The sequence below is a fragment of the Micromonospora sp. WMMC250 genome (assembly GCF_027460215.1).
Taxonomy (GTDB): Bacteria; Actinomycetota; Actinomycetes; order Mycobacteriales; family Micromonosporaceae; genus Micromonospora; species Micromonospora taraxaci.
Genome location: NZ_JAPZBJ010000002.1, coordinates 4,903,248 through 4,915,844, shown reverse-complemented (window position 1 = coordinate 4,915,844; position 12,597 = coordinate 4,903,248). Strand labels below are relative to the sequence as shown.

Below are 12,597 nucleotides of genomic sequence, written 5' to 3'. Positions count from 1 at the left end.
ACGACGGCCCCCGGTCACCGACCGGGGGCCGTCGTGGTTCTCAGCGGGGCGCGCCGACCGGGGAGGGCATCAGCTGCACGTCGGCGAGATCGACGTACATGATCCGGTGGCCGAACTGGATCTGCGCGTAGCGGTTCTTGCCGCGGATGACCGTCCAGTCGCCCGGCGACGAGCCGTCGAACGTGCTGGCCCGGTAGTACTCGCCGGCCAGCACCGCGCCGACGGCGTACCGCTGTCCGGCGGCCAGGGTGTACTGCAGCGGCGAGATCGTCTGGTAGGGCACCCCTTCCGGGTACGCCGCCTGCTCCGGGTACGCCCGTCCGTACACGGGGACAGTCGTCCGTCCGGGTTTCGGCGTGGCCACGACGCCGACGGTCCAGCTGGCGGTCGGCGCGGACGCCGGGTTGTGGAACCAGGCCCGCTGCCCGAGGTACCAGATCGCGGTCCAGTCGCCCTGCCGTCCGGCGAGCGCGTACGTCTGCCCGGCGGACGCCCGGGCCCCGTGGTCTGACACGGCCATCGTGTTCGGGGTGCCGTCCGGCCGGAGCGCGATGTCGTTGACCAGCGGCGCGTCCGCGAACGGTGCGCTCCGCAGCACCACCGACGATGAGCCGCGCGGCGCGCACGGAACACCGGCGGTGACGCATCCGGTGAACGCCGGTTGGTTGGTGGCGTAGTCCGGGTCGATCCGGACCAGCCCGGTGGCCGGGGTGCCGGTGTCCAGTCGAGGCGCGTGCAGCAGGTCGAAGTAGTGCGTCCAGTCCCAGTACGGGCCTGGATCCCAGTGCATCCCCCGCACGGTCGAGGCGACGGTGCCGGGCACGTTGTCGTGGCCGATGATGTGCTGGCGGTCCAGCGGGATGCCCAGCCGCAGCGCCAGGTGCCGGACCAGCTTCGCCGAGGTCCGGTACATCGCCTCCGTGTACCAGGTGCCCTGCGCGGCGAACCCCTCGTGTTCGAGACCGATCGACTTGGCGTTGACGTACCAGTTGCCCGCGTGCCAGCCGACATCCTTGGTCTTCACGTGCTGGGCGATGTGCCCGTCGACCGAGCGCAGCGAGTAGTGCCAGCTCACGTACGTCGGGTCCTGGACGAGTTGCAGGGTCGTCGCCCAGCTCGCCTCGGTGTCGTGGATGACGATGTACTCGATCTTCTGCCGGGCGGGCCGGTCGGAGAGATCGTGGTTGCCGTAGTCCCCGTCGCCGAACGCCTCGTAGGGTGCGGGAATCCACTCGCAGGAGATGGTGCGCGGGCACTCCACCCCGTCCGGGCGGGCCAGCCGGCGTAGGCCCAGCCGGTCCAACCAGGAGCGCTGGGGCTGTACCGCGATCGCCGGCAGTGTGATTCGCTGCCCGTCGTCGGTCACCCGGGACTCGCCTGCGGCGATGGTGGTGAAAACCTCGTCGGCGAAGGCCGCCGCGGCGTCGGCGCTGTCCGCACCGGCGTAGCGGGCCACCGCGCCGTACCAGGCCGCCGGGTCGGTGTCCGCGCCGACCGGCGCACCCAACTCCCGCTGGTACGCGCTGAGCAGCGCGGCCCCGCCCCGGATGTTGACCTCCGCATCGGTGCGCAGCGCCTCGGGGGTGGAGCCGGTCAGCGCGGCTGCGGCGTCCACGGTCTGCAACGCGGCGGCGGCCGGCCCGGGGGCCTCGGCGGGCCGGGGCGCGGGCGCCAGGGCCCTCCGGGACTCGTCGCCGCGGGGATCCTCGGCACCGGCGTCGTGGTGGCCGCGCCCGGGTAGGGCGGCGACGTGGCGGGCGTCGGTCAGGTGCATCGGGCCGTAGCCACCGCTCGTGCTCGGTGTGCCGGCGTTGCTGTCCCAGCGGGACTCCAGGTAGGAGACGCCGAGCAGCACGCCGGTCGGTACGCCGTACTCGCTCGCCGCGGCGGCGTACTGCTGCTGGCGGTCGGTGGTGGGTGCGGCGGCGGCCGCCGCCGAAAGTGGCACCGCGCTCGCGGCGGCGATGACGGTGGTGGCGAGCAGTGCGCGCCAGCCGGTCGACAGGGTTGGATGGTGCATCGAACCCCCTAGATTCTCGCGGGTAGAGGTCAGGTCACCATCGCGCCGCTGGAGAGTCCGCGTCAATACCTTTCCATGTTTCGACTTCCTCGGAAAGAAATCTTCACACCGGGCCGGTGACCCCCGCTCGATCGGTACGGAGTGTCACGGCCGCACGGGTTGCGGATTGGTAACAGGCGTCTCTACTCTGGTCATTCGTCGGCCCGATAGCAGCTCCGCCCAGCCCGGGCGGTAACGGACCGACACCGCCGAGTCGTTTCCGAGCGAACCGGGGACCCAGGTCCCTCGGGGTGAATCCGCAGCCACTGCGGTAGGGCGCCGACTTCCCGCCCGAACCCGTCAGCTAACCCGGTAGGCGGTCAGGAAGAAGGAGTACGGAACCCCGGTGGCACTCCATGCCCCGCGGCCGTCGTCCGAGCGGTCGGCAACAGCCGGCCCGACGCCGATCGTGCCGCGCCCACGCTGGTCCCGCTTCACCACCGCTCTCGCCGCACTGGTCGGCGTCGCCGTCGTCCTGACGGGCAGCGCCACGGCGTCCCACGCCGACCCGTCCGTCGCGGAGATCGAGCGTCAGATCGACGAGGACTGGAACAAACTCGAACCGATCATCGAACGGCACAACGCCACCCGGACCGACCTCGCCGTCAAGCGCAAGCAGGCGGACGCTCTGGCCACCCGCATCGCCCCGCTCGAACAGCAGGTCGACGCCGCGATGGACAAGGTCAGCGCCCTCGCCGTGCGGGCGTACAAGGGTGAGACCGTCTCGACAGTCAACGCGATGCTGGGCAGCCGGTCACCGAGCGAGGTGGTCAGTCAGCTCGAGATGCTCGACCGGTTCGCGCACAACCAGCAGCAGGACGTCCGCGAGGTGGCCGACCTGCGGGACGAGTTGGCCGCGCAGAAGGCGCCGCTGGACGAGATGGTGGCCCAACTGACCCGTACCGAGGCGCAGTTGGCGGCGAAGAAGAAGCAGATCAACGAAGAGATCGACCGGCTGCAGAAGCTCCGCCTCAAGGTGTACGGCAACGGTGGCGGTGGCTCGTTGCGCCCCGCGCCCTGCCCCGGCAGTTATCCCGGCGGGGCCGCGGGTGTCGCGGTGAAGTTCGCCTGCGCACAGATCGGCAAGCCCTACGTGTGGGGCGCCGAGGGACCCAACTCCTATGACTGCTCCGGGCTGATGCTGGCCGCCTGGGCGAAGGCCGGTGTGTCGTTGCCGCACAACGCCGCCCAGCAGAGCCGCGTCACCAAGGACGTCAGCAAGGGCGACCTGCGCCCCGGCGACCTGGTCTTCTACTACAGCGACATCCACCACGTCGGCATGTACGTCGGCGGTGGCTGGGTGGTGCACGCCTCGCAGGCCGGCCAACCGGTCAAGATGAAGAAGGTCGACGACGGCCCGATCCACAGCTACGGCCGTCCCGGCTGACCGGGAGTGACCGAAGGGCCCGTCGCGATCCGTCGCGGCGGGCCCTCGTCGTCACGGGTTCAGCGGGTGGGCCAGGTGCGCCAGTGCTGCCAGGCACGGCTCGGCGTCGGGCCTCGCTGGCCCTGGTAGCGGGATCCGTAGACCACCGAGCCGTACGGGTGCTCGGCCGGCGAGGAGAGCCGGAAGATGCAGAGCTGCCCGATCTTCATGCCCGGCCAGAGGGTGATCGGCAGGTTCGCCACGTTGGAGAGTTCCAGCGTCACGTGTCCGGAGAAGCCGGGGTCGATGAAGCCGGCCGTGGAGTGCGTGAGCAACCCGAGCCGGCCCAGTGAGCTCTTGCCTTCGAGTCGGCCGGCGAGCTGGTCGCCCAGGGAGATGACCTCCAGCGTCGAGGCGAGCACGAACTCCCCCGGGTGCAGCACGAACGGCTCGCCGTCGGGCACCTCGACCGCCGAGGTCAGGTCGTCCTGCTGCATCGCCGGATCGATGTGGGTGTAGAGGTGGTTGTTGAAGACCCGGAACAGCCGGTCGAGTCGGACGTCGATGCTGGAGGGTTGGACCAGGGTGGGCTCGAACGGCTCCAGGCCCAGCGTGCCGGCCTTGATCTCGGAGACCAGGTCGCGGTCGGAGAGCAGCATCGGACCACCATAGCCGCGTTGCCGAAACCGGCCGGATTCGGTGCCGGTGACCAGCGCGTCGAGGTCGCTCGTCGTACATTTGTTCGATAGAATGCTCGCATGGCTTCCTGGTCCGATTTCGCCGCCGACGAGCCCCGACTCGCCGACGGGATCCGCGTTCTCCTTCAGCAGTACGGGCCGGGCTTCGGCTACCTGGCCACGGTCCGCGCCGACGGCGGGCCCCGGGTTCACCCGGTCTCCCCGGTCATCACGGACGAGGGTCTCTTCTGCTTCATCATCGACTCCCCGAAGCGCCGTGACCTCGAACGCGACGGCCGTTACGCGTTGCACTCGTTCCCCCCGGAGGAGAGCGACGACGAGGCCTACCTGGCGGGGCATGCTCGTCCGGTGACCGATCCGGTCCGGGTCGCGCGGCTGGCGCAGAGTGCCCGGGCCGAGCAGCAGGTCGACTGGCGGTTGTTCGAGTTCACCGTCGACGTGGCCATGCTGACCCGCCGCGAGCAGCACACCGTCGGTGTCCCGGGTGTCGCGCCGAGCCGTCCGGCCGTCCGGGTCTGGCTGGACCCGCGCGCCCCGTCGGCGACGGCCGAGCCGCTCGCCGTGCCACAGGCGCGCCCGACCCGCCTCAGCCGCGACGTGCATTGCACGGCCGCCTGACCGGGGCTCCAACACGACGGTGTCGGCTCCGTCGCGACGGAGCCGACACCGGTTTTGTACGCGGAGCAGCTAGGCCGCGCGGTAGGCGTTCCACGCGGTGATCATGCGGCTGGCCTGACCAGCGGTGAACTGGTACATGCACGAGTCGTAGGTGTAGTCCATGAAGTTGGTGATCGGGTCCAGGCCTGTCGCCGAGCAGGTGTTACGCCCGGTCGGGCACTGGTACGCCGGCGACGCCTCGGCCGGGGTGTCGCTGACGCTGTCACCCGAGCCGCCGCAACCACCCTGGAAGGTGTGGTAGAGGTTCAGCCAGTGACCAACCTCGTGGGTGCCGGTGTCGCCCTGGTTGTAGTTGGTGGCGGTGCCGCCCGGCAGCGACTCGTTCAGCGCGACCACGCCGTCCATGCTGCTCAGGTTCCGCTGCGGGAAGGTCGCCCAGCCCAGCAGGTCGTTGCTCAGCTCGCCGAGGTAGATGTTGAGGGTGTTCTTGCCCCCCACTCGCAGCGAGGACTTCATCGACCGTTCCGCCGACGAGCCTTGCACGATCGGGTACCAGGACGGGTTCGTCACCCGGTTGATCTTGTCGAGTCGGAACGCGAACGCGGTGACCGCTCCGCCCGTCGCACCGGCGTAGGCCTGGTTGAGCACTGTGATCTGTGAAGTGATCATCGAGTCGGGGATGTTGCCGCCGACCCGGGTGCTGTTCTCCTGGATCACGTGCACCACCACCGGGACGGTGACGGTGGCCAGGGCCGTCGCGCCGGCGCCGGTGCGGAAGTTGGCGCGCTCGCGCTGCGCCGCCGCCAGGTCGGCCTCCCGGTCACGGACCTGCTGCGCGGTCAACTCGTTCGGGTCGTGCTTGGCCGCCGCACCGGGCTTGATCCGGGCGTTGGCGTGGCCGTCGGCCGGCTCCGCGCAGGCGTCGGGCGATGCGGAGAATGCTGAAGCGGCAGGAACGACACCCACCGCGGCGGTGCTGAGCAGCAGCGCGAGGGTCGTCGATGCAACACCGGCGGCACGCCGGGTCAGCAATTTGGGACGAGGTCCCATGGGCCCACCTCTTTCTGGCGGCGCGGCAGGGGGTGTGTCACGCCGTGGCTGGCAAGGTGTGGCAGACGCTACATCCCATCGACGTATTTGAGAACGAGCATATGTTGCCGTCCGGAAACTTTTCCCTGGGTGCATGGGGGTGGCGAGCTCGCCGGGGGTACCTGAGTGCATCGGCTCGACCACTCGGGTACAGTGGTGCCGCTTGCGGGTGTAGTTCAATGGCAGAACATCAGCTTCCCAAGCTGACAGTGCGGGTTCGATTCCCGTCACCCGCTCCACTGCGAAGGCCCTGGCCAGGACGTGAGTCCCGGTCAGGGCCTTCGATGTTCCGCCGGCAACGAACACCTGACGGGCGCCACGGGCCACCAGCCAGAGGGTCGAGCGGACGCCGTGCCGATGGGCCCACGACGAGATCCGGGCGGCCCGGCCGCGGAGGCCGGACCACCCGGGTGCGCCGCAACGGCGCCGAGGAGTATCAGCAGGACTGGATCCAGCGTGACCTGACGCCCGCGTCCAGCGTCACCTCATCACCCGTAGCTACGGTGACCCAGTCGGTGTGGCCGTAGTTGGCGCCACCGGTCTCGTTCCAGTAGTAGATCAGGTCCGAGTCGACCGAGTCGATGAAGTCGTGCGGGTCGTACACGTGAAACTGCACCCGGTAGGTGCCCGGGCGGACGTAGGCGGTGAAGGTTCCGTCGGGGTTGATGGTGGTCAGCCCGCCGGAGCCGGACCCGCCGGGTTGCGTCGCCACGTCGATGCGGGAGATCCCTTCGGAGCCGACCGGGGCACCCACCTCGCACGTGTCCCATACGCGGTTGTTGTTGCCGTCCACCCAGACGGTGCCGCGGACGATCGCCCCCTGCTCGACCGTGACGGTGTGCCGAGCCGTGTTGTTCTCCAGGGTCGTCTCCGGCGACGTCGTCGCCGCGGTCGCCTCCATCGTCACGACGTCGCCGACGGTGGTGGAGGTGAGGATCCCGCCGTAGTACAGCTGCTCGCTCGTCTCGCCCGGCCGTAGCGGGCTGTGGATGCAGCGCCAGCCAGTCCGGCCGTCGGCGACGCTGTCGCCGAACGCGCAGTCCCACCCCTCGCTCCACGTCTCCGAGCCCTGCATTCCGGCGGGCACCGGGACGGTGACGGTCACCTCGCCCGAGGGGAGTTCCCGGAGTTCCGGAGGGACGTGGAAACATTTACATACTCGTTCGGGAGGAGCTGCTGGCTGGTTGCGGCGGGCACGAACTCGAGGTCCATCGTGCTGGGGATGTAGCGCACGCTCGCCTGGCCGATGTTGTTGGCGGTCGACGACTCCGTACCGGTCTTTGCCGTGGCGGTGACGGTCACTGCGTCTCCGGCGGTGCCGGGCGGGAGCCCGAACGGCAGGTTCAGCGTGTCGGCGATCTCCCCGGCGGCCAGGGGGGCGTGTGCACAGGTCGCGGTGCCCTGCAGGTCACAGCTCCAGCTCGGCGGGATCACGAACCCGTCGGAGGAGAACCAGGCGCCCGCCGGCAGCGTGAACGCCACGGTCACGTCCTGGCTGGCCTTCGTGCCGGAGTTGCGTACGTCGAGGGTCAGGGTCGACCAGCCACCGCTGGCCGGCACCTCGACGGTGTCGACGGAGGCGGCGACCACGAGGTCCGCCCGAGAGGGGGCGGCACCCGCCGGGCTGGTGGGCAGCAGGCCGGTGGCGAGCCCGGCCAGTGCGCCGACCAGGAGACTGCTACGGAGCAGGTGCTGGCGGGTCGAGCGGAATTGAACGGACATCAGGTCCTAACGTCGAAGGGCATCGATGCGCCGACGGCCCCGTCCTCGGGATCGTCGGCGTCTGTCCGATAGAGCGCCAAGATCGTGACCATCGTTACGGCAGCGCCGCGATCGCGTGCCTCGGAAGAGCAATCACGGTGAATCCGTACACCTTCGGGGGTGGGCCGCCGGATTGGTCGACCGCCGGACCTCGGCAACGCGGGCGACTCTCACGTCCATGGCAAGATCTGCCAGGTGCAGGTCGGGTTACTTGGTCCATTCGAGGTTCGCACTGACGGCATCGTCACCGACGTGCCCGGTGCGCGGCTACGCGGACTGTTGGCCGCTCTCGCGCTCAGCCCGGGTCACGTGGTTCCGAAAGCGACCCTCGTGGACTGGATCTGGGCTGAGAAGCCACCCGCCGATGCGGCGAACGCCCTGCACCGCCTGGTGTCCCGGCTGCGGAAACTGCTGCCGGACGGTGCGATCGAGGGGCAGACCGACGGCTACCAGTTGACGGTGGCACCCGATTCCGTCGACGCCGTACGGTTCGAGCGCCTCGTCGGTCAGGCGCGCGATGACGAGGGTCCGCAGCGGGTCCGGAGGCTCCGCGAGGCCCTCTCCCTGTGGCGGGGTGCGGCCATGCAGGACGTCGGCGTGACCGACAGCGCGGCGTTCGAGGCGGTGGTCACCCGGCTGGAGAGGCTGCGCCTGACCGCCGTGGAGGATCGCTTCGACGTGGAGATCAGCCTCGGTCACGGTCCGGAGCTGGTCGAGGAGTTGACCGACCTGGTGGCTGCGCACCCGGTGCGGGAACGACTCGTCATGTTGTTGATGCGCGCGCTCGCCGCGAGCGGTCGGGACAACGAGGCGCTGCTGGTTCACCAGCGTACGAGCGAGGCCCTGGCCGACACGTTGGGCGTCGATCCCTCGCCGGAGCTTTCGGCGTTGCACGTCGCGTTGCTGCGGGGCGAGTTGGGGCGCCGGGAGGAGGACCGCAAGACCAACCTCCGGGCCGAGTTGAGCAGTTTCGTCGGCAAGGACGACGCCGTCGCCGAGGTGGGTGCGCTCGTCGCCGAACACCGGCTCACGACACTGATCGGACCGGGCGGCTCGGGGAAGACCCGGCTGGCCACGGAGACCGCGCGACTGATGCTCGGCGACCTGCCGGACGGGGTCTGGCTGGTCGAGCTCGCCCCGATCGGCGCGGACGGTGACGTGGTGCAGGCGACGCTCGGCGGGCTCGGGCTCCGGGATGCTCTGCTCGGCGAGGCGCCGAGCATGGAGCTGATCGATCGACTCGTCGCCGCGATCCGTGAGCGGGAGGCGCTGCTGATCCTGGACAACTGCGAGCACGTGATCGAGTCGGCGGCTAGTGTCGCCCATCGGCTTCTCGGAGAGTGTCGGCGGCTGCGGATCCTGGCGACGAGCAGGGAGCCGCTGGGCATCACCGGTGAGGCGTTGTGGCCGGTCGCGCCGCTGGCCCTGCCGCCCCTCGACGCCGACCCCGCTGAGATCGAATCCTCCCCCGCGGTCCGGTTGCTGCGAGACCGGGCGGGCGCGGTGCGTAGGGATCTGGCGGTCGACGCCCACACGTCGTCGACGATGGCGCGGGTGTGTCGGGCGCTGGACGGGATGCCCCTGGCGATCGAACTGGCCGCGGCCCGGTTGCGCACCATGTCCGTCGACCAGCTCGCCAGGCGGCTGGACGACCGCTTCCGCCTGTTGACCGGCGGCAGCCGTACCGCGTTGCCCCGGCATCGAACCCTGCGCGCCGTCGTCGACTGGAGCTGGGAGCTGCTGACCGACGCCGAACGGACGGTCCTGCGTCGGCTCTCGGTGTTCTCCGGCGGGGTCAGTCTGGAAGCTGCCGAACGGGTCTGCGCCGACGACGTGGTCGAGCGGGAGGAGATGCTCGAACTGCTCACCGCGCTCGCCGAGAAGTCACTGCTGATCGCCGAGGGCGACGACGCACCGCGCTACCGGATGCTCGGCACGATCAAGGAGTACGCCGCGCAGCGGCTCGCCGAGGCGGGCGAATCGGATCTCGCGCGCCGCGCGCACCTGGCCTACTTCACCGATCTCACCGAGACGGCGGAGCCGCACCTTCGCCGCGCCGACCAGGTGAGGTGGCTCGCCACCCTCGAACTCGAACACGACAACATCGGTTCCGCGATGCGCGGCGCGCTCGCCGCCGGCGAGGCGGACGCCGCGATGCGGTTGGCTGCTGGCGCTGGCTGGTACTGGTGGCTCGGCGGTCACCGGACCGAGGGCATGGAGCTGATCACGGCGGCCACCGAGGCGCCCGGCGAGGTGAACGACGAGATCCGGGCCACCGTGTACGCACTCGTCGTGCTCTTCCTCAACTCCGGGCCGGGCGACGAGCGCCAGGCGGCGGAGTGGATCCACAAGGCGTACGAGGTCAGCCGGCGCAGTCACGGCAGCCACCCGGGTGTGGCGCTCGTCGTACCGCTGGAACGCATGCTGCGGGATCCGGCCGCGATCCTGGCCGCGTGGGAGCCGCTACTCGACGACCAGGACCCCTGGGTACGCGCGCTGGCGCGGCTGCAACTCGGCAAGATGCGGATCCTTCTCGGCCAGCACGGGCCGGAGGTGGACGCGTACCTCGAGACGGCGCTCGCCGAGTTCCGGGCCCTCGGTGAGCGGTTCGGGATCTCGTTCGCCCTGACCGAGTTGTCGGAGTCGATCGCCGTACGCGGCGAGTTCGCCCGTGCCTGCGCGTACTACGACGAGGCGATCGCGGTGGTGACGGAGGTCGGCACCGTCGAGGACATCATCCGGATGCTCTCGCGGCAGGCTCAGCTGTACTGGTTGTTGGGTGACGGGGAGTCCAGCGCTTCCGCGCTGGCCGAGGCGCGGCGGTACGCGAGTCGGGTCACGTGGCCGGGTGCGTTGGCCATCCTGGCGCTGTCACAGGCGGAACTCGCCCGCTGGCGTGGCGACGCCGAGGAGGTGGCCCGACAGATCGGTGTCGCGGCCGGCCTGTTGCGCGACGAGGCCGAAGAGGCGCACATCGGCGCGGTGACCCACGACCTGCTCGGGTACCTCGCCGATGATCTCGACGAGGTCCGTCACCACCGCTCCTCGGCCTGCGCGGCGGCGGCCGAGACGGGGCACGCGCCGACGATCGCGCAGGTGCTCGTCGGAGTCGCGGACCTCGCCCTACGGCGTGAGCAGTTCGACCAGGCCGCGCGGCTGCTCGCGGCGAGCAGCGCCGTACGCGGACGGCCGGACCGTTCCCACCCGGATGCGGTCCGCATCGAGCAGACAGTGCGGCGCCGCCTCGGCGATGGGGGTTTCGCGGAGGCGGCGCTGGAGGGCACTCGGTCGCACTGGAGGGAGTTGGTCGCGGTCACGCTCGCTTCGTGAACGTGGACCGCGCCCACAGGTAGCCGACGAGCGCGATGGCGACGCACCAGACGAGGGCGGGGATCACGTCGCCGGCGGACGGCGTGCCGTTCAGGAAACCGCGCAGGGTCTCGATGATCGGTGTGAAGGGCTGGTATTCGGCGAACTCCCGGAGACCTGGCCCCATCTTGTCGGCGGGCACGATCGCGCTGCTGAAGAACGGCAGCATGACCAGCGGTACGGAGGCCAGCCCGGCGGTCTCCGGCGACTTCGCCGACAGACCCAGCGCGACGGTGAGCCAGCCTGCGGCGAAGCCGAGCAGCACGATGATGCCGATCGCGCCGAGCCAGCCGAGGAGGGTCGCCGACGGGCTGAATCCGAGCAGGAACGCCACCCCGACGAGGGCTGCGATGGCGACCAGGTTGGTGAGCACGCTGGCGACGACGTGACCGGTCAGCACCGCGCCCCGGGAGACGTGCATGACCTTGAACCGGTTGATGATGCCCTTCGTCATGTCGGAGTTCACAGCGGTCGCGGTGGCTCCCAGCCCGTAACAGACCGCCAGCAGCATCAGGCCGGGAGTGGCGTAGTCGATGTAGTCGACGCCGACGCTGAAGGCGTCGCCGAACATGTACACGAACATCAACATGATCACGATCGGCATCAGCACCGCGTTGAACACCGAGGTCGGGTTGCGGGCGATGTGCTTGAAGTTGCGGCGCAACATGACGATCGAGTGGGACTTGGCGCTCATTTCGCTGCTACCTCCTGGTTGCGGGTGCCCGTCAGGGCGAGGAAGACGTCATCGAGGTCCGGCGTCTGCACGGAGAACTCATCGGCACTGATCGCGTACTCGTCGAGCCGGTCCAGCAGGGCGCGCAGCGAGGCGGTCCCGCCGTCGCTGGGCACCCGCAGGGCGAGTGCCTCGTCGTCCCGGATGGAGTCGCCGAGCACCCGGGCGGCCGCGTCGAGTTCCGCGACGGTCGCGAACCGGAGCCGGACGTGGGTGCCGGGAATCAGGCGCTTGAGCTCGTCGGGTGTGCCCTGGGCGACCAGGCGACCCTGGTCGAGTACGGCGATCCGGTCGGCGAGTTGGTCGGCCTCTTCGAGGTACTGCGTGGTGAGGAAGATCGTCACCCCGTCGGCCACCAGATCACGGATGATCGACCACATCGTGCGCCGGCTGCGCGGGTCCAGGCCCGTCGTCGGCTCGTCGAGGAAGATGATCCGCGGGTCGCCGACGAGGGTCATCGCCAGATCCAGCTTGCGGCGCATCCCCCCGGAGTAGGTCGACACCGGCTTCTGCGCCGACTCCGCCAGGTCGAACCGTTCCAGCAGCTCGGCGACGATCCGCTTGCCGTCCTTGGCCGGCACCGGGCTGAGATCCACCATCAGCTGGAGGTTCTCCCGACCAGTCAGCAACTCGTCCACCGCCGCGAACTGGCCGGTGACTCCGATCGCCGCCCGGACGGCCTTGGCCTGGGTGGCGGCGTCGTGTCCGGCGACGCGTACCGATCCACCGTCGGCTTTCACCAACGTGGTCAGGACGTTCACCGTGGTCGTCTTGCCGGCCCCGTTCGGGCCGAGTAGGGAGAAGATGGTGCCCGTCGGGACGTCCAGGTCGATGCCGTCGAGCACGACCTTGTCCTTGTAGGCCTTCCGCAGTCCGGAGACCGCAATCGCTGAACTCGTCATGC

10 protein-coding genes, 1 tRNA gene and 1 riboswitch are annotated in these 12,597 nt (G+C 69.9%); of the genes, 4 read left to right on the top strand and 7 right to left on the bottom strand.

Annotation, left to right across the window (positions count from 1 at the left end; translation table 11 throughout):
* Positions 1-40 precede the first annotated feature (40 nt).
* On the bottom strand, positions 41-2,020 hold the full coding sequence (locus O3438_RS22110) for an N-acetylmuramoyl-L-alanine amidase (protein ID WP_269681711.1): 1,980 nt from the start codon (positions 2,018-2,020) through the stop codon (positions 41-43).
* Positions 2,021-2,256: 236 nt separating this feature from the next.
* Positions 2,257-2,392: riboswitch (cyclic di-AMP (ydaO/yuaA leader) on the top strand.
* Positions 2,393-2,405: 13 nt separating this feature from the next.
* On the opposite strand from O3438_RS22110, the gene O3438_RS22105 reads away from it, so the two are divergent.
* Entirely contained in the window at positions 2,406-3,446 is a 1,041-nt protein-coding gene (locus tag O3438_RS22105) for a C40 family peptidase (protein ID WP_269681710.1), read from the top strand.
* A 59-nt stretch (positions 3,447-3,505) separates the two neighbouring features.
* On the opposite strand, the gene dcd is transcribed toward O3438_RS22105, so the two are convergent.
* Positions 3,506-4,084 carry a dCTP deaminase gene (gene dcd / locus O3438_RS22100; protein WP_030332009.1) on the bottom strand — a complete coding sequence of 193 codons (579 nt, stop codon included), beginning with the start codon at positions 4,082-4,084 and terminating at the stop codon, positions 3,506-3,508.
* A gap of 99 nt (positions 4,085-4,183) precedes the next feature.
* On the opposite strand from dcd, the gene O3438_RS22095 reads away from it, so the two are divergent.
* Positions 4,184-4,741 carry a pyridoxamine 5'-phosphate oxidase family protein gene (locus O3438_RS22095; RefSeq protein WP_269681709.1) on the top strand — a complete coding sequence of 186 codons (558 nt, stop codon included), beginning with the start codon at positions 4,184-4,186 and terminating at the stop codon, positions 4,739-4,741.
* Between the two features lie 69 nt (positions 4,742-4,810).
* On the opposite strand, the gene O3438_RS22090 is transcribed toward O3438_RS22095, so the two are convergent.
* On the bottom strand, positions 4,811-5,791 hold the full coding sequence (locus O3438_RS22090; RefSeq protein WP_269681708.1) for a zinc metalloprotease: 981 nt from the start codon (positions 5,789-5,791) through the stop codon (positions 4,811-4,813).
* A 204-nt stretch (positions 5,792-5,995) separates the two neighbouring features.
* On the opposite strand from O3438_RS22090, the gene O3438_RS22085 reads away from it, so the two are divergent.
* Positions 5,996-6,069: transfer RNA gene (locus O3438_RS22085), tRNA-Gly, on the top strand.
* A gap of 197 nt (positions 6,070-6,266) precedes the next feature.
* Here O3438_RS22085 and O3438_RS22080 read toward each other — a convergent pair.
* Together O3438_RS22080 and O3438_RS22075 are read right to left on the bottom strand one after the other, a co-directional pair.
* Positions 6,267-6,935: a hypothetical protein gene (locus O3438_RS22080; RefSeq protein WP_269681707.1), complete on the bottom strand. Its 669-nt coding sequence runs from the start codon at positions 6,933-6,935 to the stop codon at positions 6,267-6,269.
* Positions 6,932-7,552, bottom strand: a complete 621-nt coding sequence (locus O3438_RS22075) for a hypothetical protein (protein WP_269681706.1) — start codon at positions 7,550-7,552, stop codon at positions 6,932-6,934. The genes O3438_RS22080 and O3438_RS22075 overlap by 4 nt, the downstream gene beginning before the upstream one ends.
* A gap of 234 nt (positions 7,553-7,786) precedes the next feature.
* Between O3438_RS22075 and O3438_RS22070 the strand changes: the two genes are divergently transcribed.
* Entirely contained in the window at positions 7,787-10,921 is a 3,135-nt protein-coding gene (locus tag O3438_RS22070) for a BTAD domain-containing putative transcriptional regulator (protein ID WP_269683718.1), read from the top strand.
* Here O3438_RS22070 and O3438_RS22065 read toward each other — a convergent pair.
* Both O3438_RS22065 and O3438_RS22060 read right to left on the bottom strand, forming a co-directional pair.
* A complete protein-coding gene (locus O3438_RS22065; RefSeq protein WP_269681705.1) occupies positions 10,905-11,654 on the bottom strand; it encodes an ABC transporter permease in 750 nt (249 codons plus the stop codon). The genes O3438_RS22070 and O3438_RS22065 overlap by 17 nt on opposite strands.
* Positions 11,651-12,595: an ATP-binding cassette domain-containing protein gene (locus O3438_RS22060; RefSeq protein ID WP_269681704.1), complete on the bottom strand. Its 945-nt coding sequence runs from the start codon at positions 12,593-12,595 to the stop codon at positions 11,651-11,653. The genes O3438_RS22065 and O3438_RS22060 overlap by 4 nt, the downstream gene beginning before the upstream one ends.
* Positions 12,596-12,597: the final 2 nt, after the last annotated feature.